Origin of the sequence: Isoptericola haloaureus (assembly GCF_036689775.1) — a bacterium.
In the GTDB taxonomy this organism is placed as follows: Bacteria; Actinomycetota; Actinomycetes; order Actinomycetales; family Cellulomonadaceae; genus Isoptericola; species Isoptericola haloaureus.
The window spans coordinates 503,728-527,390 of the sequence record NZ_JBAGLP010000118.1; the positions used below are offsets into that span (position 1 = coordinate 503,728).

The window sequence follows — 23,663 nt, forward strand, 5'->3', positions numbered from 1 at the left end:
ACGGCCCGGCACCCTCGAGGGTGCCGGGCCGTTCGTCGCGCGTCCGAGGATCAGGCCTCGGTGAGCTTCGCCGTCTTCGACGGGTCGACCGGGATGCCCGGGCCGAACGTCGTCGCGAGGGTCGCCTTCGAGATGTAGCGGCCCTTCGAGGAGGACGGCTTGAGACGCAGGACCTCGTCCAGCGCCGCCGCGTAGTTCTCCACCAGCGCGGTCTCGTCGAACGAGGCCTTGCCGATGATGAAGTGCAGGTTCGCGTGCTTGTCGACGCGGAACTCGATCTTGCCGCCCTTGATGTCCGACACGGCCTTGGTGACGTCCATGGTCACGGTGCCGGTCTTCGGGTTCGGCATGAGGCCGCGGGGGCCGAGCACCTTGCCGAGACGACCGACCTTGCCCATGAGGTCCGGGGTCGCGACGGCCGCGTCGAAGTCGGTGTAGCCACCGGCCACCTTCGCGATGAGCTCGTCGCCGCCGACCTCGTCCGCACCGGCCGCGGCGGCCTCCTCGGCCTTGGCCGCGTTCGCGAAGACGATCACGCGAGCGGTCTTGCCCGTGCCGTGCGGCAGGTTGACCGTGCCACGGACCAGCTGGTCCGCCTTGCGCGGGTCGACACCCAGCCGGAACGAGACCTCGACGGTCGAGTCGGCGTTCTTCGAGGCGGTCTCCTTGGCGAGCTTCACGGCCTCGAGGGGGGTGTACAGGTTGTCGCGGTCGATCTTCGCCGCGGCGGCGCGGTACGCCTTGCTGCGCTGTGCCATCTGCGTTCTCCTTGCTGCAGTCGTGGTCGTCGGGTCTGCGCGGACCCTCCCACGTGCCCGACGACTGTCGTCGGGACTTCGTCCTCCCGGCCGCGAGGCCGGGATTCCAGGATCAGTCCTGGACGGTGATGCCCATGGAGCGGGCCGTGCCGGCGATGATCTTCTTCGCGGCCTCGATGTCGTTCGCGTTGATGTCCGGCATCTTGGTCTCGGCGATCTCGCGGACCTGGTCCTGCGTGAGCTGGGCGACCTTGGCGCTGTGCGGGGTCGCCGAGCCCTTGGCCACACCGGCGGCCTTCTTGATGAGCTCCGCGGCCGGCGGCGTCTTCGTGATGAAGGTGAAGGAGCGGTCCTCGTAGACCGTGATCTCCACCGGGATGACGTTGCCGCGCTGCGACTCGGTCGCCGCGTTGTAGGCCTTGCAGAACTCCATGATGTTCACGCCGTGCTGACCCAGCGCGGGGCCGATCGGCGGGGCCGGGTTCGCCGCACCGGCCTGGATCTGGAGCTTGATGAGGCCGGCGACCTTCTTCTTGGGAGGCATGTTGCTACCACTTTCTGTTGCTGGGCCGACGCCGTGGGCGATGACCCGGTTGCAGGGGTGCCGCTCGCGCGGCGCACCGGAGGACCGGTGCGCCGGTCAGATCTTGGCGACCTGGTTGAACGACAGCTCGACCGGGGTCTCCCGGCCGAAGATGGACACGAGGACCTTGAGCTTCTGGGCCTCGGCGTTGATCTCGGAGATCGTCGCGGGCAGCGTGTCGAACGGACCGTCGGTGACGGTGACGGACTCGCCGACCTCGAAGTCGACCTCGATGGCGGGCTGCGCAGCCGCGCCGCCACCCTTCTCGGCGGCCGCGGCGGGCTTCGCCGGGGCCTCCTCGAGCATGGTCGGCGCGAGCATGCCGAACACCTCGTCGAGCGACAGCGGAACCGGCTGGTGGGTGTGTCCCACGAACCCGGTCACGCCCGGCGTGTGGCGCACCGCGCCCCACGACTCGTCGGTGAGGTCCATGCGCACCAGGACGTACCCCGGGATCCGCACGCGGCGGACGGACTTCTTCTGCCCGTTCTTGATCTCGGTGACGTCCTCCATGGGGACCTCGACCTGGAAGATGTAGTCCTCCATGTTCAGGCTCTGGGTGCGGTTCTCCAGATTGACCTTCACACGGTTCTCGTAGCCGGCGTAGGAGTGGATGACGTACCAGTCGCCCAGCTGGCCGCGCAGCGTGCGGCGCAGCTCCTCGGCCGGGTCCTCGATCACGTCGCCGTCGGCGTCCGCCGCGCCCTCGTCCTGCGTGGGCTCCGCGGCCTCCGCCTCGGTCTCCTCGGCCTGCTCGGTGGTGTCCGCGTCCGCGGGCACGTCGAGGTCAGCCTCGGCGCCGTCGGCGTCGGGCTGGGTGGGGTCGACGTTCTCCGTCTGCTCCAGAGGATCCTGGGACACGAACGAACCTGCTTTCTGGCTTCGGATGGGGTGGTGCGGTCCGGGGCCGGCGCCGGGTGTGGTCGGCTCAGCCGTCCCCGAAGAGCCAGAAGGCTCCGAGGCCGAGGACGTAGTCGAGCGCGGTCACGAACAGCATCGCGATCGTGACGAACACGATGACGACGATGGTGTAGTTGATCAGCTCCGACCGGGTCGGGGTGACCACCTTGCGGAGCTCGCCGACCACCTGGCGGACGAACAGAGCGATCCGGGCGAAGACGTTGCGACGTTCCTTGCCCGAACCGGTGTCGTGCGTGCTGGCCTCAGCCGGCAACTCGCTCACTTCGACCTACCCCGTTTCGCGATCACACCGCAGCCACGCCGCCTGCCGACGACGCACCCACGGCACAGACTTCTGGCGTTCCGGGTCACGCACTGACGCGACCCCGCTGCGCGGCCCCGCGGGGGATCACGCTGGCAGGGTAGACAGGACTCGAACCTGCAACCTGCGGTTTTGGAGACCGCTGCGCTACCAATTGCGCCACTACCCTTCGTGCTCGACGACGCACCGCCCGGATCCGCACCAGGGCGCGGTCCAGCATGGTGATCGTCAACCACCGAGGGACTACTGTACGCGACGCGGGACGCTGGGTCGAACCACCGCCGCACGACCGGTTCCTCACAGCCCGGACGGAGGCGTGGGGCAGACTGTCCCGGGTGCGTGACCTGGCATCGCTCCCCAAGGCCCACCTCCACCTGCACTTCACCGGATCGCTGCGGGTGTCGTCGCTGCGCGAGCTCTCCACCGCGTACGGCCTGCGGCTCCCCTCGGCGCTGACCGACGGCGTCGCCCTGCGCGTCCCGGCCACGGAGCGGGGCTGGTTCCGGTTCCAGCGCCTCTACGACGCCGCCCGGCACTGCGTGCGCTCCGAGGCCGACATGCGCCGGCTCGTCGACGAGGCGGCCGCCGACGACGCCGCCGAGGGGTCCGGACGCCTGGAGATCCAGGTGGACCCGACGTCGTACGCGCCCTTCGTGGGCGGCATCACCCCGGCGGTGGAGATCGTCCTGGACGAGGCGCGGGCCGCGAGCGCCCGGCACGGGCTGGAGGTCGCCGTCGTCGTCGCCACCTCCCGCATGAAGCACCCGCTGGACGCCCGCACGCTGGCGCGGCTGGCCGCCCGGTACGCCGGGGAGGGGCCGGGCGAGGTCGTCGGCTTCGGCCTGAGCAACGACGAGCGGCGCGGCGACACGCGCGAGTTCGCGCGGGCCTTCGCGATCGCGCGGCGCGCCGGACTGGCCTCGGTCCCCCACGGCGGTGAGCTGCTGGGGCCGACGCACGTGCGCGAGGTCGTCGCCGCGCTCGACCCGGACCGGCTCGGCCACGGGGTGCGCTCGATCGAGGACCCGGCGCTGCTCGGCTCGCTGGTCGAGTCCGGCGTCGCCCTGGAGGTGTGCCCGGCCTCCAACGTGTCTCTCGGCGTCTACGAGCACGACGAGGACGTCCCGCTGCGGCAGCTCGTCGAGGCAGGGGCGCAGGTGGCCCTCGGCGCCGACGACCCGCTGCTGTTCGGCTCCCGCCTGCTGGACCAGTACGAGACCGCGCGCACCGTGCACGGGTTCAGCGACGCCGAGCTGGCCGACCTGGCCCGGGCCTCCATCCGCGCCTCGCGCGCTTCCCGGGCCACGCGTCGACGACTGCTGGACGGCGTGGACGACTGGCTGGCGAACGGGCCCGCCTGACCGGCCGCCCCGAGCTCGTAGTTCCCCGCTGCGGAGCGTCGCCGCGCGCCTCGCGGTGGGCGCGGCATGATGGGAGGACGTCGGACCGGCGCGGACGCGCGGGCGAGAGGAGTGGTTCATGACGGGACCGGGTCGCCCGCCGGGGCGCCGAGCGGCCGCGGCGGCCGCCGTCGTCGCGCTGCTCCTGCTCGGGGCGTGCGGGCCGGCGACGAGCGAGCCGACCGACACCGCCGCGTCCACGACGCCGACGCCGCCGTCGCCGGTGGCAGACCCGTCGGCCGCCGCGTCCGTGACACCGTCCGCGGTCCCGGAGCCCGACCCGACCGTGCCGGACCCCACGCCCTCGGCCACGGCCTCGCCGGAGCCCGAGCCCTCGCCGTCCACGACCCCGGAGACCTCGCCGTCACCGACGACCGAACCCCCGGGCGAGGCGACCGAGCCCGATGCCGGGGAGGACGGGGCCGACGGGACGCAGGACGAGAAGACCGACAAGAAGCGCGAGAAGAAGGCGGCGAAGCCATCTCCCGCCCCGGAGCCGGACCACCTCGAGGTCGGCTCCCGCGGCGCGGAGGTCCGCGAGCTGCAGGAGCGGCTGGTCGAGCTCGGCTACTTCCTGCCGAGCGTCGACGGCGTGTTCGGCCCGCAGACGCAGCAGGCCGTCTGGGCGCTGCAGAAGGCGGCGGGCCTGTACCGCGACGCCGTCGTCGGCCCGCGGACCGAGTCGGCCCTGGACGACGGCGTCCGCCCCCGCACGGTCTCGTCGTCGGGCAAGGTCGTCGAGATCGACCTGGACCGGCAGCTGCTGCTCGCCGTGCAGGACGGCAGGGTCGTGCGCGCGTTCAACGCCTCCTCGGGCAACGGCGAGACGTTCGAGGCCCAGGGCCGGTCCTACCGGGCCCGGACCCCGACCGGCACCTACTCCGTCTACATGGAGCGCGACTACCTGCACGAGTCCACGCTGGAGCTCGGGGCGATGTACCGGCCGAAGTACTTCACGGGCGGCATCGCCGTGCACGGTTCACCGTCGATCCCGCCGGTGCCGGCCTCGCACGGGTGCATCCGGGTGTCGAACGCGGCGATGAACTGGCTGTGGGACGCCTGGGGGATGCCGAAGGGCACGACCGTCGTCGTGCACTGAGGTCAGGGTCCTCCCACCGGCGCGGCGCGCCCGACGGCGGCGCCCTCAGAGCGCGAGGCCCACCAGCACCGGTTCCGGCTCCAGCTCGACGCCGAACTCGTCGCGGACGCCGTCGCGCACGGCACGGGCGAGGGCCACGAGGTCCTGCGCCGTCGCTCCCCCGCGGTTGGTCAGGGCGAGCGTGTGCCGGGTCGACAGCCGCGCGGGCGAGTGCTCGCCGGCCAGCCCGAACCCCTTGGTGAACCCGGCGTGCTCGATGAGCCACGCCGCGGAGGTCTTCACCCAGCGCGGGTCGACCTCCCCGAGCGCGGGGCCCGTCGTGGTCGTGGGCGTGGCGGAGCGCACGGGGAAGCGCGGCGCGTCGTCGGGCAGGGCCGCGGCCTCCTCGGCCGGGACGACCGGGTTGGTGAAGAACGACCCGGCCGACCAGCGGTCGTGGTCGGGCGTCGGGGCGCCGCCCACGCCGTCGAGCAGCATCCCCTTGCCCGCCCGCAGCTCGAGCACGGCGTCGCGCACCTCGGTCGACGGGGCGCGGGTGCCGACCTCGACGTCGAGCCGCCGGGCCAGCTCGGCATAGCCGACCGGGGCGGAGAGCGAGCCCATGCGCATCTGCAGCCGGACGTCGAGGACGACATAGCGCGGCGTCGGGTACCAGATGTCCTCCCCGGCGGCGCGGTCGCCGCGCATCGACCGCTTGAGCAGGCTGGTGCGGTACCCGAAGCCGAGCTCGGACAGCGTCAGGGTGCGCCGCCGGCCCGTGTCGCGGTCCCAGACGCGCACCGCGGCCACGACGCCGGAGACCTCCTGGCCGTAGGCGCCGATGTTCTGCACCGGGGCGGCGCCCATCGTGCCGGGGATGCCGGAGAGCGCCTCGACGCCGACCCACTCGTTCGCCACCGCCTGTGCGACGAAGGCGTCCCAGTCCTGCCCGGCCGGCAACGTGATCGTGGCGCCGCCGCAGGCGCCCTCCTCCACGTCGCAGGAGGCGGACAGGTCCGCCTCCAGGCCCTGACGCACGTCGCGCACGACGAGCCCGTCGAAGCCCGCGTCCGAGACGAGCAGGTTGGAGCCGCCGCCGACCACGAGCAGCGGGACCTCGGCGTCGTCGGCCGACCGGACGGCGTCGATCAGCTCGGCCTCGGTGGTCGCCTCCACGTAGCGGTCGACCGGTCCGCCGACGCGCAGCGTGGTCAGGTCGGACAGGTTCGGGGCGGCATCCGGTCCGAGCGCGGGGTGCGGCAGGGCGCCTCCGGCGGCGGGCTTCGCGGCGGTCTGGCTCACGGGTCCAGCGTAGACGCGCGCTGCGGGGGTCGTGCCGCGCCCGCGACGAACAGGCCGACCACCACCGGCACGGCCAGCACGAGCAGGGCGAGGCGGTACCCGGTGTAGTGGGCGAGGAAACCGATGAGGGCGGGCCCCACGAAGAAGGCGGAGTAGCCGATGGTCGAGACGACGGCGACCCGCAGGGCGGCACGCGACGGGTCGTCCGCGGCGGCCGACATCCCCATCGGGAAGCCGAGCCCGGTGCCGACCCCCCACAGGAACACCCCGGCCAGCGCCAGGGGCAGGTTCGGCACCAGGGCGAAGACGCTCACGCCGACGAGCGCCGCGAGCCCGCCGCCGCGCAGCACGACGACGCGCCCGAAGCGGTCGATGATCTCCGTGCCGACCAACCGGGTCACGGTCATCGCCACGAGGAACACCGCCAGGGCCAGCGCCCCGATGCCGTCCCCGGTCTCGAAGCCGTCGACCGTGGCCAGGCCCACCCAGTCGTTGGCGGCCCCCTCGGTCAGGGCGGCGGCCAGCACGACGAGCCCGATGAGCAGGGTGCGCGGCTCGCGCCAGGTCGCCAGGGTGTCCTTGACCGAGTGGCCCCGGGAGGGTTCGACGGCGGTGGCGGGGTCGGCGGCGGCGTCCTGGTCCCCGGTGTCGGTCACGACGGCGCCCGCCTCGTGCGCGGGCAGGAACGCCCGCACGCACAGCGCCACGACGACGGCGTCGAGGACGACGACGGACACGAGGTGTGCCGTGAGCGGCACCTGCGCCCAGGCCGCGAGCGCCCCGACGCCCGCGCCGGCGACGGTGCCGAAGGAGAAGGCGGCGTGGAACCGAGGCATGATCGCCTTGCCGAGCCGTTGCTCGACGACGGCGCCCTCGAGGTTCATGGCGGCGTCCCACACGCCCATGCCCGTGCCCGCGAGGAAGAGGCCGACGCGGACCAGCCAGGGCAGCCCGGCGTCGATGGCCAGGGTCGCGACGGCGAACCCGGCGGCCGAGAGCACCGCGAAGCCCAGGACGGTGCGGGCGGCGCCGAGCCGGGAGGTGATCATCCCCGACAGCGGCAGGGCGCAGATCGACCCGATCGAGGCGGTGAGCAGCAGCACGCCCATCTGCGCCTCGGTGAAGTCGAGCCCGTCCCGGACGGCGGGGATGCGCGAGGCCCAGGTGGCCATGCCGAAGCCGGCGGCGACGAAGACGCCGTAGACCGCCACGACGGCGCCGCGGACCGGGCGGGGGACGGCCCGGGTGGGGGCGGAGGAGTTCACCCTTCGACGATCCATCACTGCCCCGGCATGGTCAAATCGATTCGATGGGACCGCGCCGGTAGGCTGACGCCACTCGCCGGCCGGGGAAGGAGCTGCATGGGCCGCACACCGAGCAACCGACCGACGCTCGCACGGGTCGCCGAGCGCGCCGGGGTGTCCGTCTCGACGGCTTCCCTCGCCTTCTCCGGCTCGGGCCCGATCACCCCCGAGACCCGCGACAAGGTGTTCGCCGCCGCGACCGACCTCGGCTACACCGGCCCCAACCCGCTGGGCCGCCAGCTGCGGCGCGGACGGTCGGGCATCGTCGGCGTCGTCATCGGCGACCACCCCGGACGCGCGTTCCGCGACCCGGTGGCCGTGCAGGTGCTCGACGGCCTGGTCGACGTGCTGGGCACCGAGGGGCTCGGGGTCCTGCTCATCCCCGGGGTCGACCTCGGGGAGGACACGGTCGACCCGCTGCTGGAGACCGCCGCGATGGACGTCGCGGTGCTGGTGTGGGGCGTCCTGACCGACGACCCGACGCTGGCCGCGCTGCAGCGACGCGACGTCCCCGTCGTCGTCGGCGAGGGACGGGCGATCGAGGGCTCGCCGCTGGTCGCGCTGGAGGACCGCGCCGGGGCCGCCGAGGCGGTCCGGCACCTCGTGGACCTGGGGCACACGCGCATCGCGGAGATCTCCCTGCCCTTCGGCCGGGGAGAACGCTCCGGGCCCGTGGACGCCGAGCGGCTGGCCTGCGCCGACCGCACCCCGACGGCGCACCGCATGGCAGGCATCCGCGACGTCGTCGACCCCGTGATCACCTGGGAGACGCCCGCCTCGCTGGTGGAGCACGGGCGCGACGCCGCCACGGAGATCCTCGGGACGTGGGTGCCGGCCGACGAGCGGCCGACGGCGATCGTGGCGCACTCCGACCTGCTCGCGGCCGGCGCCGTCATCGCGGCCCGCGAGCTCGGGCTGCGCATCCCCGAGGACGTCTCCGTCGCCGGGTTCGACGGCCTCGACCTGCCGTGGCTCTCCCCCGACGTGCTCACCAGCGTGCACCAGCCGCTGCGGGACAAGGGCATGAAGCTCGGTCAGGCGGCCATCGACCTCATCGCCGGGCGGGAGCCGACGTCGGTGTCCCTGCCGGTCGGGCTGGTGCCCGGCACGACGACGGGTCCGGCCCCCGCGAGGTAGGCGATTTTCTGCCGAGGTAGGCGGTTCCCCGGCGAGGTAGGCAAGTCCGCCGCCGAGGTAGGCGGTTGCCCGGCGAGGTAGGCAGAGACCTCCCGAGACCGGCCGCGCCGTCGGCGGCAACCGGCCGCACGATGCCTACCTCGGCCGGAAGCTGCCTACCTCGGCGGAGGGTCCTCGGCGAGCAGTGCCGTGGCGCGGTCGCGCGTGAGGAACGCCAGCATCGCGTCCTTGGGCCCGTGCGGGGACTCGAAGTGGATCTCGCCGGCCGGTTCGAACCCCATGGCGACCATCCGCGCGATCGCGGCCCGGTTGCGCACGTCCGGTTCGACGACGACCCGCCGGGCACCCGGAGCGGTGAACCCGAACCGGGCCAGCGCGGCGCCCAGGGCGGGCCACCCCACGGCCTCGCTGCCCTTGAAGAAGTGCATGCCCACGTCCCCCGGCTGCACGTCGTACGCCGCCGCCAGCGGGTCGTCCTCCGGATGGTAGAGCTGAACCAGCGCCACCGGCTCCCCCGCCACGCGCACGAGGTAGGCGTGATGGGTGGGCAGGGAGTCGACGAACTCGTACGTCTCGCGCAGCTCGTCCCGAGCAAGGCCCCCGAGCCCGAAGAAGCCGGCGTTCGGACGCGTCACCCACGCGTGCAGGACGTCGACGTCGGCGGCCGGGTCGAGCACGTGCACCGCGACCTCGCCACGGCGCCACACCTCGGCGCCCCGCTCCCCCGTGAGCACCCGCTCGCTCATGCGTCCCCCCAGGTCTCGCGGCGCAGACGCGCCCAGTCCGTCTCGATCGCGTCCGTGCCCGCCCGCGCCCACTGCGGGTGCTGGTCGGCGAAGTGCGCCGACCGCGGGTCGCCCGAGGCACCGAACGGCACCCCCCAGCGGCTGCGGCGTCGGTCGGACAGGTCCCACACCCAGCGCGCCACCGACCCGCGCCACGACGCCAGCGACACCCCCGGCACAGACCCCGTGCAGCACACGGTGTCGGCGGCGCCCCCGATCGGGACCCGCAGCTCGCGAGGGACCCGCGGCACCGCCGCCGCGTCGACACCGGTCGCGTCCCCCAGGGCGTGCAGGGGCACGACGGGGTGCCGCGCGCCCCAGGTGCCCTCCGCCGTCCCCCGGCGCACCACCTGCCGGCACCCGGAGAGCTCGGCGCGGGCGTCCGCCAGGGCGGCACGCGCCTCGGCCCGGGCGTCCAGCGGGGGCGTCAGGGCTTCGCCCGCCCCCAGCACCGCGTCGAGCACCTGGCCGACCCGCGCCGGCAGATCCAGCCACGGGTCCAGCACGGCCGTCATCCCGTGCGGGGCGGCGACCGGGGCCAGCGCGGGGTGCGCCGCCACCCGCCGCGTCAGGAGGTCCCGCCACACCGCGAACAGCGCCGCCTCGCGGGAGTCGGGGTCCATGCGCGCACCGCCGGCGGCCCAGGCCCGGACCCGGGCGGCCGCCGGGCCGACACGGGGCCCGCCGACGTCGTCCAGCCACCGCACGAGGTCCGCCGCGCCCTGGTCCGAGACGTCGCCGTGCACCCGGGTCTGCTCCTCGGGCCGCTCACCACCGTCCGGGGGCGTGGCCAGGAGCTCGCGGATCCGGCCCGCGCGGTGCGGTGCGTAGGTCAGCCCGAGGTCCGGGACCCGGTCGGCGACGTCGGGGCGCTCGTTGGCGTCGACGGCGAGGTCGTGGACCGCGACCGCCGGCGACGACGGCCGCCACGGCGGCAGGGTCGCGGACCGGCCGGCACCGGGGACGACGGCGTGGGGCAGCACCCGCTCGGCCCGCGGCCGGTCGGGCACCCGGCCGGCCGTCAGGCTGAGCACGGCCCCGTCGGAGTCGGCGGTCAGCACCCGGTTGACCGGCTCCACCCAGCCGGCGAACGCCGCGGCGACGTCCGCCGCGGAGCGGACCCGCTGCAGGGCCCGCCAGGACGCGACCCCGAGGTCGGCGTCGACCCGCACGGGCCAGCGCAGTGCGTGGGTGTCGGTGACCAGCGGACCCCGGGGCGTCTCGGTCCAGCCCACCTCGACGGCGTCGCCGCCGCGGACCGGCACCGTCTCGACCCCGGACTCGACCGGCCCGCAGGACCCGTCGAGCGACTCCGGCGTCTCGACGTACAGCTCGGCGGCGTGCGCCATCGCGTTGGTGATGCCCCACGCCACGGAGGCCGGGCCGGAGGCACCGCCCTCGGGCGCTCCGCCGGTGGACACCGCCTGACCGAAGTGCAGCACCCCGGGCACGCCGGGGAACGCCAGGCCGACGACGTCGTAGGCGTCGCAGGCGAGCCGGACCTGCTGGTAGACGCCCGGCAGCTCGAGGAGCCGGTGCGGGTCGCCGGCCAGCAGCGGGAGCCCGCTCGCCGTCCGTGTCCCGGCGAACGCCCAGGCGTTCGACCCCGACCCCGCGCCGTCGTCGGCCCCGGACAGGACGGCGGTCAGGGGATGATCGGCCCCGAGCGTCCGGACCACGTGCTCGCGCCACAGCAGGTGCGGCCAGGTGCCGAAGAGGACGTGGTTGGTCAGGAACACGCCGAGCGGCATCCAGTCCGGCCACGGCTCGTGCTCGGGCAGGTCACCGGGGGCCGCGGCCAGGGCGTCCATCTCGGGGACGTCGCGGCCGCCGTCGGACAGGCCGGCGTTGACGCCTGCGACGTATGCCGCGAGCCACACGCGCTCGGGCTCGGCGAGCGCCGCGTGGACCCGCCGCGCGGTGTCGGCCAGGCGGACGCGGACGGCGAAGCGGTCCCAGACCAGCCCGCTCGGCCCGAACCGGGCGGCGAGCCGACCCTCGGCCCGCCACCGGTCGGACTCGAGCTGCCAGCCGCGGTCGCGGGCGGTGACGTAGCCCTGCCCGCGGGCGAGGTCCGGCTCGGTGGCAGCCCGCACGTGCGGCACCCCCGAGTCGTCGCGGAAGACCTCGAACGTCATCGGCGCCCGACCGGGTTCGCCAGCGTGCCGGCGTAGATCAGCGAGCTCGACTGGTCGGCGAGGTCCACCATCTGCAGGGTGTTGCGCAGCTGCAGGCGGTTCAGGCACGAGTGCGCGAACCCGGCGGCACGCAGATCCACGCCGGAGTCCAGGTCCGGGTGCTCGGCCTCGTGCCGGTCGAGGCACTCGCCGACCAGCGCCCAGAACCGGTCCTCGCCCAGCACCCCGTCGACGGCGAGGATCCCGGCCAGGTGGCGCAGCACGCCGTCGAACACGTCGGTGAAGATCGCCAGCGCCTTCTCGGCGTCGTCCACCGGGGCGGCGATCCGGGCCACCTGCTCCGGCAGTGCCCGGTCCGACAGCACGGCGACCTCCTCGCCGATGTCCTTCATGAACGCCCGCCGGACGACGCCGTCGCGCAGCACGAGCACGAGGTTCTCCCCGTGCGGCATGAACGCCAGGTCGTGGGCGCGCAGGCAGTGCACCAGGGGGTAGAGGTAGGCGTCGAGGTAGGCCCGCACCCAGTCGGCGGGGTCGGTGCCGGAGGCCCGCACGAGCTCGGTGACCAGCGCCCGGCCGCCCGCGTCGCGGTGCAGCAGGGACGCCATGGTGGCCAGCCGCTCGCCGGGCGCGGTGCGCGGCAGCGGGGACTCGCGCCACAGCGCCGCGAGCATCTTGCGGTGGGCGTTGGGGCGCGGGGTGCGGTGGTAGACGTCGCCGGTGTAGCCGGCCGCGGCGAGCTCGCGCAGCACGCCGAAGCCGGCGCTCCCCAGGGTCGCGTCGCCGTCGACGAGGTCCGCGACCCAGTCGTTGATGGCGGGCGTGGCCCGCATGTACGCCGGGGACAGTCCCCGCAGGAACCCCATGTTCTGGATGGCCAGCGCCACCTTCACGTAGTGCCGCTCCGGCCGGGTCCGGTTGAACATCGTGCGGATCGACTGCTGCGGGGTGTACTCGTCCGCGCCGGGCCCGAGGGGCACGAGGTCGCCGCGGGCGACGTCGGCGGCGAACGTGATCGGCAGCCGGTGCTCGGCCTGCCACGGGTGCAGCGGCAGGTACAGGTAGCCGGCCGGGTCCAGCCCGCGCGCGGCGAGCCGGTCCGCGAACGCCGCCCGTTCGGCGCCGGACAGCTCGGCGTCGTACAGCCCGGACTCCGTCTGGTCGTCCGCGAGCGCCAGGTGGGTGTGCTCGCGCCGGGCGGCGACCCACTGCAGCCGCAGCCGGCCGCCGCGTTCGGGGGCGAACGCCTCGTAGTCCGGCAGGGAGAAGCCGATACGGCCGTTGTTCGCGACGAAGCCCGGGTGCCCCTCGGACATCGCGGCCTCGACGGCCTGGAAAGTCTCGGCGGTCCGACGGCGGTCCTCGGCCCGGTCAGCGGGGTCCTGGTCAGCAGGGTCCCGGTCCGGGTCGGCCCCTCCGGGTCCACCGGGTGCCGGCGCGGTGAGTCCCGCGACCAGCCCCGCGGCGTCGGGGGTGCGGCCGGACAGCTCACGGTCCCGCTTGGCCATGGCCGCCGCCAGGGTGCTGGAGAGCTCCTCGAGATAGGTGGCGAGCAGCTCGTCGGGGATCTGCAACGACGGCTGCAGCTCGGCGACCAGCTCCAGGACGTCGACCGGCAGCGCGGTGCCGCCCTGCTCGCGGTCCCCGCGCGCGGTGCGGACGATCGAGGCGGGGTCGATCACCCAGTGCTCGAGGACGAAGGTGCGGGCGTCGAAGGTGTAGGTGACGCCGTCGAGGTCGAGGCGGTAGCGCGTCGCACCGCCTGCTCCGGAGGTGCCGTCGGCGGTCCCGTCGGCGACCGGCGCGAAGAGCCGTTCGTGGGTGAGCTCGGCGAGCGCCTTGGCGGCCAGGTGGCGGTGGGCGTGGTCGGCGAGGTCGGCGCGCAGGTGGGGTGCCGGGTCCACCCCGGCACCGAGCGGGGACGCGGCGAAGTCGGCGCGGGTGCACACGCTCAGCGCAGCGGTCTTGGTGTGCCCGCCGTCGGTGACCTCGACCTCGCCCAGCACCCGGAACCCGGCCGCGGCGTTCTTCGCCGCGATCGGTGCGTTGCGCACGTCGGGCTCGACGACGACCCGCGCTCCCCCGCGCCCGCCGTCCGCGGCGTCGGCGAGGCAGAAGCGCACGACGGCGGACATGACCGCGTCGGTCAGTCCCCGGCGGCGCGCGGCCGGGTCCGCGGGCGCCGGCGCGACGAGCAGGTGCATGCCGACGTCCCCGGGAGCGGCGTCGTGGACCGCGGTGAGCAGCACGCGGGCCGGGTCGTAGGTCTCGACGTAGGCGACCGGTTCGTCGTCGAGGCGGACGAGCCAGCCGTCCTGGGCGTCGTCGGCCGCGACCGCGCCCAGGTAGTCGCGGACGTCGTCGACACCGAGGTCGGTCATGTGCCACGCGCCCGAGGCCGGGTGGGCCAGCCAGCCCTGGACGACCGGCGCGTCGTGGTCGGGGTCCACCGGGGAGAACGTGAGCTCGCCCCGGCGCGTGCCGACCGCGAACACGCTGTCCACGGCGGCGCGGGCGGTGGTCGCGGCGGTCACCGGGCGCCCTCCGGTGCGGTGCGCGCGGTCCCGGCCGGGGCACCGCCGTCGGACGCGGGCGCCCCGCCCGGCAGACCGAACTGCTGGAACGCGATCCGTCGCTCGATCGGGTACGGCTCGCGGCCGGTGATCTTCGCGAGCACCACGGAGTTGCGCCAGGGACCGAACCCGAGGTCCGGCGCGGTGATGCCGTGCGAGTGCTCCTCGCCGTTGAGCGTGTGGATCCGGGCGTCGGAGCTCACGGTGTAGTCCTGGGTCGCGGCGAACCGGCCCTGGTCGTCCAGGAGCAGGCGGTCGCGCACCGGGTCGAGCAGCGCGGGCACTCCCGCCGCGTACCCCGTCGCCGCGACGACGGCGCGGGTGCGGTGCTCCGCCGTCGTCCCGAGCTGTCCGTGCCGCAGGGTCAGCACGTACTCCGTCCCGCCGTCGTCGGCCCGCTCCGCGCGGGCGGCGACCACCTCGGTGTCGGTGAGCAGGGTCGTGGGGACCTCGCGGCCCAGGGCCGTGCGCCGGTACAGCGTGTCGTAGATGTCGTCGACCAGGTCGCCGCTGATCCCCTTGTACAGGCTGCGCTGCTCGCGCCCCACCAGGTCGCGCAGCTCGGTCGGCAACCCGTGGAAGTGCGCGGTGTACTCCGGGGACGTCATCTCGAGGGTCAGCTTGGTGTACTCCATCGGGAAGAACCGCGGCGATCGGGTCACCCAGTCCAGCCGGTAGGCGCCGGCGTCCTCGAGCAGGTCGCGGTAGACCTCGGCCGCGGACTGGCCCGAGCCCACGACCGTCACCGCGCCGGAGGCCCGCAGGGCGCCGCGGTGGGTGAGGTAGTCGGCGGTGTGGACCACCGGTCCGGCGCCCGAGGTCCCGGCGGCCTCCTCGGCCAGGTCGGCGAGCGGGGACGGCAGGCGCGGCGACGTGCCGACGCCGAGCACCACGTGGCGGGTCCGGTACTGCTCGCGGTTGACTCCGTCGTCGTCGGCGACCTCCGCGGTGACGAGGTAGGTGTCGCTCGCGGCGTCGTGCTCGACCGCGACGACGCGCCGCCCCCAGCGCAGGGTGTCCAGCCGGGCCGCGACCCAGCGGCAGTACTCGTCGTACTCGGCCCGCAGCGGGTAGAACGACTCGCGGATGTAGAAGGGGTAGAGCCGCCCGGTCTCCTTGAGGAACGCCAGGAACGAGTACGGCGAGGTCGGGTCGGCCATGGTGACCAGGTCGGCCAGGAACGGCACCTGGATCGTGGCGCCCTCGAGCATCATGCCCGCGTGCCAGGAGAAGCCGGGACGCTGGTCCAGGAAGACGGCGTCCACGTCCTCCAGGGGGTCGGCGAGCGCCGCGAGGCCGAGGTTGAAGGGGCCGATGCCGATGCCGACGACGTCGTAGGTGCTCATCGGGGCTCCCCCTCGGAGGTGCGCTGCAGGTGCGGGTGGACGTCCCGGCAGGGCGGTGCGGTGAGGTCCGCCAGCTCCCGGCCGGCGAGGATCCCGTGGGCGGCGTCGCGGACCAGGGTCAGCACCCGGCGCACGTCGTCGAGGGTGACCTCGGGGTTGAGCAGGGTGAGCTTGAGGCAGGGCCGGCCGTCGACGACGGTCTTGGCGACCCCGGCCCGGCCGGAGTCGAACAGCACCCGGCGCACGGCGGGGACCAGGGCGTCCGCCTCGGCGTCGGTGACGCCGTCGGGCTGGTAGCGGAAGATCACCGTCGACAGGTCGGTGCCGCAGACCAGCTGCAGCTCCGGGTCGTCGGACAGGTCGGCGTGCACGGCGGCGGCCAGGTCGCACACGGCGTCGAGCATCGCGCCGATGCCGTCCGGGCCGATCGCGCGCAGCGTCGTCCACAGCTTGAGGGCGTCGAAGCGGCGGGTGGTCTGCAGCGAGCGGTCGACCTGGTTGATCTCGGCGGAGTCCTCGACCGGGTTGAGGTAGTCCGCGTGCCAGGCCGTACGGGCCAGGTCCGCCGGGTCGCGGACCAGGACCGCGCTGGCCGAGACCGGCTGGAAGAAGGTCTTGTGGAAGTCGACGGTCACGCTGCGCGCCCGCTCGATGCCCGCGAGCAGGTGCCGACGGGTCGGGGACACGAGCAGACCGCCGCCGTAGGCCGCGTCGACGTGCAGCCACACGTCGGCCTCGTCGCACCGCTCCGTGATCCGGGCCAGGGGGTCGATCGTGCCCCGGTCGGTGGTGCCGGCCGTGGCGACGACCGCCATCGCGACGCCGCCGGTCCGGGCGGTGGCCGCGAGCGCCGCGGTGAGGGCGGCGGGGTCCATCCGGCCGTCGGCGTCGGTGCCGACCGGGACCACGGCGTCGTCGGCCAGGCCGAGGATCATCGCGGACTTCGCCACGGAGAAGTGGCTGGCGGCGGTGGCCAGGATCCGCAACCGGCCCTGACGCTCGGCGCGGGCGGCTCCGGTCAGGCGGGCACCGTCGGGGCCGGTCAGGGCACGCTCGCGGGCGGCCAGCAGGGCGTGCAGGTTGGACTGCGTGCCGCCCGAGGTGAAGACGCCGTCGCCGGCGGCGAACCCGATCCGGGCGGTGGTCCAGCCGACCAGCCGCCGCTCCATGAGGGTGGCGACGGTGGACTGGTCGTAGGTGTCCACCGAGGTGTTGATCGCCGCGAGCATGGCCTCGGCGCCGACGGCGGGGATCGCCACGGGGCAGTTGAGGTGCGCGGCGTAGCCGGGGTCGTGGAACCAGACCGTGTGGCTGGCGTAAAGGTCGGCGGTCTCGTGCAGGGCGTCGTCGGTGCCGATACCGGGGCCGTCGAGGTCGACGCCGTCGACGAGCTCGGTCAGCTCACGGCGGCTCGCACCGCTCCAGGGCTGGGTGACCGCGGCGAACCGGGAGGCGACGTCGTCGACGACGCGGCGGACCGTGCGGGCGTAGGCGCCCGCGGTGGCGCCGCGCAGCAGGGTGTCGACGCGCGTCGACCGCGTGTCGGGCGGAGTGGTGGACACGTCCGGGCGCTCCTCGAGGGGTCGGTAGGCAGGGCAGGCTCGCCTAACTTAGACAGGCCTAAGTTCCCTGTCCACCTCCCCGCCACGATTCGAGACCCGGGATCGCGGTGACGCACGCGACGTCCCGCGAGGTAGGCAACACCCAGGCCAGGTAGGCAATCACCTGGCCAGGTAGGCAGAACCGCGACGAGGTAGGCAACGTCTCCGCGAGGTAGCACGGGTCGCGTGCTACCTCGCGGAGAAGTTGCCTACCTCGCGGGACCGTGGCCTACCGCGCGGGGACCGTGGGGGTGGGCAGGTAGACCTCTCCCCCGGCGGCGCGGAACTCCGCCGCCTTCTCGGCCATCCCCGCCTCGACCTGCTGCTGCGAGGCGGCCACGACCCGCTCCTGGGCCGCGGCGTCGCCGAACTCGTCGCGGATGTCCTGCGAGATCCGCATCGAGCAGAACTTCGGCCCGCACATCGAGCAGAAGTGCGCCGTCTTGGCCGCCTCGGCCGGCAGCGTCTCGTCGTGGTAGGACTCGGCCAGCTCCGGGTCGAGGGACAGGTTGAACTGGTCGCGCCACCGGAACTCGAAGCGGGCCTTGCTCAGCGCGTCGTCGCGCGCCGTCGCCCCCGGGTGCCCCTTGGCGACGTCGGCCGCGTGCGCGGCGATCTTGTAGGTGACGACGCCGGTGCGCACGTCGTCCCGGTTCGGCAGCCCGAGGTGCTCCTTGGGCGTGACGTAGCAGAGCATCGCGGTGCCGTACCGGGCGATCTCCGTCGCCCCGATCGCCGAGGTGATGTGGTCGTAGCCCGGGGCGATGTCGGTGACCAGCGGCCCCAGCGTGTAGAACGGGGCGCCGTCGCACAGCTCCTGCTGGCGTTCGACGTTCTCGCGCACCAGGTGCAGCGGGATGTGCCCGGGCCCCTCGACCATGACCTGCACGTCGTGCTCCCAGGCCCGCTTCGTCAGCTCGGCGAGGGTGTCCAGCTCGGCGAACTGGGCGGCGTCGTTGGCGTCCGCGATCGACCCGGGCCGCAGCCCGTCACCGAGGGAGAACGCGACGTCGTAGGCCGCGAAGATCTCGCACAGCTCGTCGAACCGCGTGTACAGGAAGTTCTCCTGGTGGTGCGCCAGGCACCAGCCGGCCATGATCGACCCGCCGCGCGAGACGATGCCGGTCACCCGGTTCGCCGTGAGCGGGACGTAGCGCAGCAGCACCCCGGCGTGGACGGTCATGTAGTCCACGCCCTGCTCGCACTGCTCGATGATCGTGTCCCGGTAGACCTCCCAGCTCATCCGGGAGGCGTCGCCGTCGACCTTCTCCAGGGCCTGGTAGATCGGCACGGTGCCGATGGGCACCGGGGCGTTGCGCAGCAGCCACTCGCGGGTGGTGTGGATGTCGTCGCCGGTGGACAGGTCCATGACCGTGTCCGCGCCCCACCTGGTGGCCCACTGCAGCTTCTCCACCTCCTCGGCGATCGAGGAGTGCACGGCGGAGTTGCCGATGTTGGCGTTGACCTTCACGGTGAACGCCCTGCCGATGATCATCGGCTCCGACTCGGGGTGGTTGACGTTGTTCGGGATGATCGCCCGGCCGGCCGCGACCTCGGACCGCACGAGCTCGACGTCGACCCCCTCACGGACCGCGACGAAGCGCATCTCCGGGGTGATCTCGCCCCGGCGGGCGTAGGCCATCTGGGTGACGGGCTTCCCGGTGGCGCTGCGGCGAGGACGACGGCGCGCCCCCTGCCACTCGGCGGAGGCCGCTCCCCGGCGGGCGGCCCCGCGGCCGTCGTCGGCCAGGGTGCGGTCCCGGCCGTCGTACTCCTCGGTGTCGCCGCGCTCGGCGATCCAGGCCTCCCGCAGCGCGGGGATGCCGCGGGTCGGGTCCCCGCCGGGGCCCTCGGTGCGGTAGACCCGCACCGGGGCGTTGGCCGACCCGTCGGGCGAGTCGGCCAGGGTGATCTCGGTGACCGGGACCGTGATCCCGGACTGGGCGTCCCGCTCGACGGCGAGCGCGCGCGACGGTGCGTCGTTCTGCATGGTTGCTCCTACTTCCTACGCCGGCATAACCCGGTCAGGTTCGACGGTCCGGGCGGCGACAGCCCGATCTCAGCCCTTGCCAGGGCTCCCGTGGGATCACCCGCAACGTAGCACGCCGGCCGCGCACGCCGCTGTGGGCATGAAATCTGCAGGTTCTCCTGGTCGGAGACCTGCAGATTTCATGCCCACAGCGCGAACAGGGGCAGGTCAGACGCCGAGACCGCCGACCTGCAGCGGGTTCACACCCTCGGCCGCCATGACGTACCAGGACGTCGCGCCGGTGTGCTGGATCTGGAAGTAGCCGAACCCGAACCCGGTGTCGATGAGGCTGGAGGCCGCGACGACGCCGGACCGGTCCGGCAGCGGCGTGCCGCCGACGGTCTGGCCCGCACCGACGAGGTCCTGCGTCCGCCGGATCTGGGCGAGCAGGCCGGCCGCCCGGCGCCCGTCGCGCGAGCCGCGACCGCGGTCCGCCAGGGCGCAGGCGAGCTGGCCGGTCCCCTCGAGCCAGACGCCGTCCGGGTGCACGGGCAGCCCGTTGTAGGACGCCGTGGACTCCAGGCTCGCGCTGGAGAAGGTCACCCCGGAGATCGTCACGTCGCCGGGCAGCTGCGAGTTCCCCTCGCCGGCGACGTCGGTCGTCGCCAGGTCGGAGGCCGCCCAGTCGACCGAGCGCCCGTACCGCTCGGCCTGCAGCGCCAGCCAGCCCCACGTCGCGGGGTCGAGGGGCAGCGGGTCACGGTTGATCTCCACGCCGTCGTTCGTGCCGGTGTAGAAGAAGCCGCCCTCGCGGTCCCACACGAGGTCGACGAACGCGCGGGCGTGCTCCTGCGCACGGCGCCAGCGGTCGCCGCCGGCGAGGGCCTCGAGCTGGCGGAAGAAGGCGACGCAGTCGATGTTGTGCTCGGTCGACCCGTTGGGGATCGGGTTGTTGCCGCCGTCGACGCCGAAGGAGAAGCCGCCGAGCGGGCGCTCGGACCACGTGTTGTCCAGGATCCACTCCCCGATGCGGACCGCGCCGTCGAGGTACCGCGGGTCCCCCGTGGCGCTGAAGGTGTGCAGCAGGGCGATGCCCGGCCAGGCCATGTCGCCCACGGCCGTGCCGAGGAAACCGAACTGCCAGCCGATGTTGGCGGTGCCGTCGGGCAGCTCGAGGCCGTACGGCTGGGGCGATCCGTCGTAGAACGTGTACGGACCGGTGTTGTACCCCTGGCGCAGGCGGCCGTCGTCGTAGGCGGGGTCGTGCTGCTGGGCGAACAGGAGCCCGTCGGCCAGGGTGGCCGCACGGGCCACGTGGCCGCCCGCCAGGGAGGCGCAGATCGTCAGCGCGACGTCGTAGACGAACGCGGTCGAGAACAGCCCGAGCTGGTCGGCGTAGGACTGGGCCATGCGCGGCCCGGTGTTGACCTCGGGGTAGGCGTCGGTCATCGCCCCGAGGAACGTGTGCGCCCGCTCGACCGAGCCGACGGCGGAGGTCGCGGTCCGCGGGGTCGTGGCGAGCGCGGTCCGGCTCGCCCAGGCCTCGGCACCGGAGGCCAGCGTGAGCGCTCCGGCGGCACCGGCGATGAGCACGCCGCGGCGCGAGACGGCGGCGATCCGGTCGTCCGCGGCGCGGGCGAGCAGCCCGTCGGCGGGGGCGGGGGCGGTGCGGGGTCGTGGCATGAGCATCTCCTTCGATGATCGGGCCCCCGGCGTTGGGAGCGCTACCAGACGTAGATTACTCGTGTCACCAACCGGTGTGAAGGGCTGTGACCACGACGTGACCTGAGGACCGAGGGCCGGTCAGGAGAGGCGGACGAGGACCTGCGTACGACCGAGGACCTTGGTGCCCTCGTGCGTCACGGTCAGGTCGATCCGGGCGGTCCCGGCGTCGGCGTCGACCGCACCGACGGTGGCCGTCACCTCGACGGCGGCCGCCCCGCGGGCGGGCACCGGGACGGGCTTGGTGAAGCGGGTGCCGTACCGCACGACCGCGCCCGGGCCCCCGACCCAGTCGGTCACGACGTCGACGACGGCACCCATCGTGCACATGCCGTGGGCGATCACCCCGGGCAGCCCGACCTCGGTGGCGAACCGCTCGTCCCAGTGGATGGGGTTGAAGTCACCGCTGGCGCCGGCGTAGCGGACCAGCGCGGCACGGTCGATCTCGACGGTGCGGGTGGCGACGACGTCCCCGACGGTCAGGTCGGCGAGCTGCGGACGGGCCATCAGGAGTCCTCCCCGCGGACGACGAGGCTCGAGGTGACGGTCGCGACGTGCTCGCCGAGGTCGCCGCCCTCGGCGTCGACGGCGAACAGCTCGCAGCGCGTGGTCACCATGGAGATGCCGGCACGCTGCGTCACCGAGTCGACGTGCAGCACCGTCGCCAGCTCGTCACCGGCCACGATCGGGCGGTGGTGGGTGAACGTCTCGTCGGCGTGCACGACCCGCGAGAAGTCGATCCCGGCGTCGGGGTCGGCCACGTACTGCTGCTCGGCACGCTGGGCGATCACGACGGCGAACGTCGGCGGCGCGACGAGGTCCGGATAGCCGAGACCCCGCGCTGCCACGAGATCGTGGTGCGCGGGGTGGGAGGCTCCGACGGCGACGGCGAACTCGCGGATCTTCTCGCGGCCGACCGAGTACGGCGCGGTGGCCGGGTACTCACGCCCGGCGAACGCGGGATCGACGGAGGTCGCCACGTCGGACAGTCTCGCTCGGGACCGGTTCAGCGGGTCTCGCGGTGCGCGGTGTGCTTGCCGCAACGCGGGCAGAACTTCGCCATCTCGAGGCGGTCCGGGTTGTTCCGGCGGTTCTTCTTCGTGATGTAGTTCCGCTCCTTGCAGTCCACGCAGGCCAGCGTGATCTTCGGGCGGACGTCAGCGCTCTTGGCAGCCATGGGGTCTTCACCTCTCGCGCCCCCGGAAGGCGCTACGTGCGTCACGGATGTGGTCCGACGCCGGCCGTCGGACCGCGTGCTATGTGTTGGTAGCGAGGGCGGGGCTCGAACCCGCGACCTCACGATTATGAGTCGTGCGCTCTGACCAGCTGAGCTACCCCGCCGCGCGTGACAACGCGGAACCGTCGGACCGACCGTTCGGACGACGATCCCGCGCTCGTCACACAGAGCCCCGAAAGGGAATCGAACCCTTGACCTTCTCCTTACCATGGAGATGCTCTACCGACTGAGCTATCGGGGCGCGGGGAAGACTCTACACGGATCCGTGGGCCCGGAGGAAATCCGGGCCGCGGTGCCGCACGGGAGCCTTCCCCGAGCGATGGCCGACCTCACCGAGGGTGAGACCGGGCCTCGCGGTGGCAGGTGAGGGATTCGAACCCCCGAAGTCGATGACGGCTGATTTACAGTCAGCTCCCTTTGGCCGCTCGGGCAACCTGCCGGGTGAGTTCGCGGACGAACTCGCGGAGACAACCATAGCCGCCGAAGGCCCCGGGTGGAAATCCGTCGGACGTGGCCCTGATCACCCTCCGGGCCGGGCCCTGCCGCGAGGTCTAGTCTCGGGTCGTGACCCCTCCTGCCGCCACGGACCGCTGGGGCCTGCCGCTCGGGCTCTCCGCGTTCCTCCTGTGGGGCGCGATGCCCCTCTTCTTCCCCCTGCTCGAGCCGGCCGGCGCCCTCGAGATCATCGCCCACCGCATCGTGTGGTCGCTGGTGTTCTGCGTGGTGCTGCTCGCGGCGACCCGGAGCCTGGGCTCGTTCCTGGCCGTCCTGCGCCGGCCGCGCACGATGGGGCTGCTGACCCTCGCGTCGGCCCTGATCATCGTCAACTGGACCACCTACGTCTACGCGGTCCTGACCGGGCACGTCCTGGACGCCGCGCTGGGCTACTTCATCAACCCGCTGCTGACCGTCGCCCTCGGCGTCGTCGTCCTGCGCGAACGCCTGCGCCCGGCGCAGTGGCTCGCGCTCGGTCTGGGGGGCGCCGCCGTCGTCGTGCTCTCGACCGGCGTGGGCGGCATCCCCTGGATCTCGCTGGTGCTGGCCGGGGCGTTCGGCCTGTACTCGCTGGTCAAGAACCGGGTCGGGCGCGGCGTCGGCGCCCTGCCGGGCCTGGCGGCCGAGACGGCGGTGGCCACGCCGCTCGCCCTCGGCTACCTCGGGTGGCTGGCCGCCACCGGCGTGGGCACCTTCTCCACCCAGGGCGTGGGGCACGCCCTGCTGCTCGTCTCGTGTGGCGTCGTGACCGGCCTGCCGCTGCTCCTCTTCTCCGCGGCGGCCCGACGTCTGCCCCTGTCGGTCGTGGGCATGCTGCAGTACCTGACGCCGTTCCTGCAGTTCCTGCTGGGCCTGCTGGTGTTCGGCGAGCACATGCCGCCGGTCCGCTGGGCCGGGTTCGTGCTGGTGTGGGTGGCGCTCGTGGTGCTCACCGTGGACGGGGTGCGCCGGTCCCGGGCGACGCGTCTGGCGGCCGCCGCACCGGCTACCGTGGACCTCGAACCCTGACCCAC

The 23,663-nt window shown here is 73.7% G+C and carries 20 protein-coding genes, 4 tRNA genes and 1 riboswitch; of the genes, 4 read left to right on the plus strand and 20 right to left on the minus strand.

Going from position 1 to position 23,663, the window contains the following annotated elements; genetic code table 11:
- Positions 1-50: 50 nt before the first annotated feature.
- The 5 genes from rplA to V5O49_RS12480 form a co-directional block, all read right to left on the minus strand.
- Positions 51-758 (minus strand): 50S ribosomal protein L1, encoded by a 708-nt coding sequence (gene rplA / locus V5O49_RS12460; RefSeq protein WP_278236520.1) that lies wholly within the window; start codon positions 756-758, stop codon positions 51-53.
- A 112-nt stretch (positions 759-870) separates the two neighbouring features.
- Complete coding sequence (gene rplK, locus V5O49_RS12465; RefSeq protein ID WP_332902489.1) at positions 871-1,302, minus strand: 50S ribosomal protein L11; 432 nt, start codon at positions 1,300-1,302, stop codon at positions 871-873.
- Positions 1,303-1,398: 96 nt separating this feature from the next.
- Positions 1,399-2,202 (minus strand): transcription termination/antitermination protein NusG, encoded by an 804-nt coding sequence (gene nusG, locus V5O49_RS12470; RefSeq protein ID WP_278236518.1) that lies wholly within the window; start codon positions 2,200-2,202, stop codon positions 1,399-1,401.
- 67 nt (positions 2,203-2,269) lie between these two features.
- On the minus strand, positions 2,270-2,524 hold the full coding sequence (secE, locus tag V5O49_RS12475) for a preprotein translocase subunit SecE (protein WP_405001179.1): 255 nt from the start codon (positions 2,522-2,524) through the stop codon (positions 2,270-2,272).
- A 132-nt stretch (positions 2,525-2,656) separates the two neighbouring features.
- Positions 2,657-2,732: transfer RNA gene (locus tag V5O49_RS12480), tRNA-Trp, on the minus strand.
- Between the two features lie 166 nt (positions 2,733-2,898).
- On the opposite strand from V5O49_RS12480, the gene V5O49_RS12485 reads away from it, so the two are divergent.
- Both V5O49_RS12485 and V5O49_RS12490 read left to right on the plus strand, forming a co-directional pair.
- Complete coding sequence (locus V5O49_RS12485) at positions 2,899-3,924, plus strand: adenosine deaminase (RefSeq protein WP_332902490.1); 1,026 nt, start codon at positions 2,899-2,901, stop codon at positions 3,922-3,924.
- Between the two features lie 118 nt (positions 3,925-4,042).
- Positions 4,043-5,062 (plus strand): L,D-transpeptidase family protein, encoded by a 1,020-nt coding sequence (locus V5O49_RS12490; protein WP_332902491.1) that lies wholly within the window; start codon positions 4,043-4,045, stop codon positions 5,060-5,062.
- Between the two features lie 45 nt (positions 5,063-5,107).
- On the opposite strand, the gene V5O49_RS12495 is transcribed toward V5O49_RS12490, so the two are convergent.
- Both V5O49_RS12495 and V5O49_RS12500 read right to left on the minus strand, forming a co-directional pair.
- Complete coding sequence (locus V5O49_RS12495) at positions 5,108-6,343, minus strand: UDP-N-acetylmuramate dehydrogenase (protein WP_405001180.1); 1,236 nt, start codon at positions 6,341-6,343, stop codon at positions 5,108-5,110.
- Positions 6,340-7,608 (minus strand): MFS transporter, encoded by a 1,269-nt coding sequence (locus V5O49_RS12500; RefSeq protein WP_332902492.1) that lies wholly within the window; start codon positions 7,606-7,608, stop codon positions 6,340-6,342. Before V5O49_RS12500 ends, V5O49_RS12495 begins: the two co-directional genes overlap by 4 nt.
- Positions 7,609-7,704: 96 nt before the next feature.
- On the opposite strand from V5O49_RS12500, the gene V5O49_RS12505 reads away from it, so the two are divergent.
- The gene (locus tag V5O49_RS12505) at positions 7,705-8,784 is read left to right on the plus strand and encodes a LacI family DNA-binding transcriptional regulator (protein ID WP_332902493.1); all 1,080 of its coding nucleotides are present in this window, start codon (positions 7,705-7,707) and stop codon (positions 8,782-8,784) included.
- 155 nt (positions 8,785-8,939) lie between these two features.
- Here V5O49_RS12505 and V5O49_RS12510 read toward each other — a convergent pair whose 3' ends face one another.
- The 13 genes from V5O49_RS12510 to V5O49_RS12570 form a co-directional block, all read right to left on the minus strand.
- Positions 8,940-9,530 carry a GNAT family N-acetyltransferase gene (locus tag V5O49_RS12510; RefSeq protein ID WP_332902494.1) on the minus strand — a complete coding sequence of 197 codons (591 nt, stop codon included), beginning with the start codon at positions 9,528-9,530 and terminating at the stop codon, positions 8,940-8,942.
- Entirely contained in the window at positions 9,527-11,707 is a 2,181-nt protein-coding gene (locus V5O49_RS12515) for a penicillin acylase family protein (protein ID WP_332902495.1), read from the minus strand. Before V5O49_RS12515 ends, V5O49_RS12510 begins: the two co-directional genes overlap by 4 nt.
- Positions 11,704-14,241, minus strand: a complete 2,538-nt coding sequence (locus V5O49_RS12520) for a GNAT family N-acetyltransferase (protein WP_332902496.1) — start codon at positions 14,239-14,241, stop codon at positions 11,704-11,706. The genes V5O49_RS12515 and V5O49_RS12520 overlap by 4 nt, the downstream gene beginning before the upstream one ends.
- Positions 14,238-15,626, minus strand: coding sequence for a lysine N(6)-hydroxylase/L-ornithine N(5)-oxygenase family protein (locus V5O49_RS12525; protein ID WP_332902497.1), 1,389 nt, complete (start codon positions 15,624-15,626; stop codon positions 14,238-14,240). The genes V5O49_RS12520 and V5O49_RS12525 overlap by 4 nt, the downstream gene beginning before the upstream one ends.
- A complete protein-coding gene (locus V5O49_RS12530) occupies positions 15,623-17,188 on the minus strand; it encodes a pyridoxal phosphate-dependent decarboxylase family protein (protein WP_332902498.1) in 1,566 nt (521 codons plus the stop codon). Before V5O49_RS12530 ends, V5O49_RS12525 begins: the two co-directional genes overlap by 4 nt.
- A 268-nt stretch (positions 17,189-17,456) precedes the next feature.
- On the minus strand, positions 17,457-19,217 hold the full coding sequence (thiC, locus tag V5O49_RS12535; RefSeq protein WP_332902499.1) for a phosphomethylpyrimidine synthase ThiC: 1,761 nt from the start codon (positions 19,215-19,217) through the stop codon (positions 17,457-17,459).
- Positions 19,213-19,317, minus strand: a riboswitch (TPP riboswitch). (Overlaps the previous gene by 5 nt.)
- A 107-nt stretch (positions 19,318-19,424) precedes the next feature.
- The gene (locus tag V5O49_RS12540) at positions 19,425-20,879 is read right to left on the minus strand and encodes an AGE family epimerase/isomerase (RefSeq protein ID WP_332902500.1); all 1,455 of its coding nucleotides are present in this window, start codon (positions 20,877-20,879) and stop codon (positions 19,425-19,427) included.
- A 120-nt stretch (positions 20,880-20,999) separates the two neighbouring features.
- Positions 21,000-21,425, minus strand: a complete 426-nt coding sequence (locus tag V5O49_RS12545) for a MaoC family dehydratase (protein WP_332902501.1) — start codon at positions 21,423-21,425, stop codon at positions 21,000-21,002.
- Positions 21,425-21,898, minus strand: coding sequence for an FAS1-like dehydratase domain-containing protein (locus V5O49_RS12550; protein WP_332902502.1), 474 nt, complete (start codon positions 21,896-21,898; stop codon positions 21,425-21,427). Before V5O49_RS12550 ends, V5O49_RS12545 begins: the two co-directional genes overlap by 1 nt.
- Before the next feature lie 26 nt (positions 21,899-21,924).
- On the minus strand, positions 21,925-22,095 hold the full coding sequence (gene rpmG, locus V5O49_RS12555) for a 50S ribosomal protein L33 (RefSeq protein WP_171247884.1): 171 nt from the start codon (positions 22,093-22,095) through the stop codon (positions 21,925-21,927).
- An 87-nt stretch (positions 22,096-22,182) separates the two neighbouring features.
- Positions 22,183-22,259 (minus strand) — tRNA-Met (locus tag V5O49_RS12560).
- 64 nt (positions 22,260-22,323) lie between these two features.
- A tRNA-Thr gene (locus V5O49_RS12565) sits at positions 22,324-22,396 on the minus strand.
- Positions 22,397-22,512: 116 nt separating this feature from the next.
- A tRNA-Tyr gene (locus V5O49_RS12570) sits at positions 22,513-22,594 on the minus strand.
- Positions 22,595-22,719: 125 nt separating this feature from the next.
- On the opposite strand from V5O49_RS12570, the gene rarD reads away from it, so the two are divergent.
- A complete protein-coding gene (gene rarD, locus V5O49_RS12575) occupies positions 22,720-23,658 on the plus strand; it encodes an EamA family transporter RarD (protein ID WP_332902503.1) in 939 nt (312 codons plus the stop codon).
- Positions 23,659-23,663 lie beyond the last annotated feature (5 nt).

What these genes read in the sequence shown, in the direction of transcription:
- rplA (WP_278236520.1), bottom strand. Translation starts at nt 758, where the DNA reads ATGGCACAGCGCAGCAAGGCGTACCGCGCCGCCGCGGCGAAGATCGAC.
- rplK (WP_332902489.1), bottom strand. Translation starts at nt 1,302, where the DNA reads ATGCCTCCCAAGAAGAAGGTCGCCGGCCTCATCAAGCTCCAGATCCAG.
- V5O49_RS12490 (WP_332902491.1), top strand. Translation starts at nt 4,043, where the DNA reads ATGACGGGACCGGGTCGCCCGCCGGGGCGCCGAGCGGCCGCGGCGGCC.
- V5O49_RS12505 (WP_332902493.1), top strand. Translation starts at nt 7,705, where the DNA reads ATGGGCCGCACACCGAGCAACCGACCGACGCTCGCACGGGTCGCCGAG.
- V5O49_RS12510 (WP_332902494.1), bottom strand. Translation starts at nt 9,530, where the DNA reads ATGAGCGAGCGGGTGCTCACGGGGGAGCGGGGCGCCGAGGTGTGGCGC.
- V5O49_RS12515 (WP_332902495.1), bottom strand. Translation starts at nt 11,707, where the DNA reads ATGACGTTCGAGGTCTTCCGCGACGACTCGGGGGTGCCGCACGTGCGG.
- V5O49_RS12525 (WP_332902497.1), bottom strand. Translation starts at nt 15,626, where the DNA reads ATGAGCACCTACGACGTCGTCGGCATCGGCATCGGCCCCTTCAACCTC.
- thiC (WP_332902499.1), bottom strand. Translation starts at nt 19,217, where the DNA reads ATGCAGAACGACGCACCGTCGCGCGCGCTCGCCGTCGAGCGGGACGCC.
- V5O49_RS12540 (WP_332902500.1), bottom strand. Translation starts at nt 20,879, where the DNA reads ATGCCACGACCCCGCACCGCCCCCGCCCCCGCCGACGGGCTGCTCGCC.
- V5O49_RS12545 (WP_332902501.1), bottom strand. Translation starts at nt 21,425, where the DNA reads ATGGCCCGTCCGCAGCTCGCCGACCTGACCGTCGGGGACGTCGTCGCC.
- rpmG (WP_171247884.1), bottom strand. Translation starts at nt 22,095, where the DNA reads ATGGCTGCCAAGAGCGCTGACGTCCGCCCGAAGATCACGCTGGCCTGC.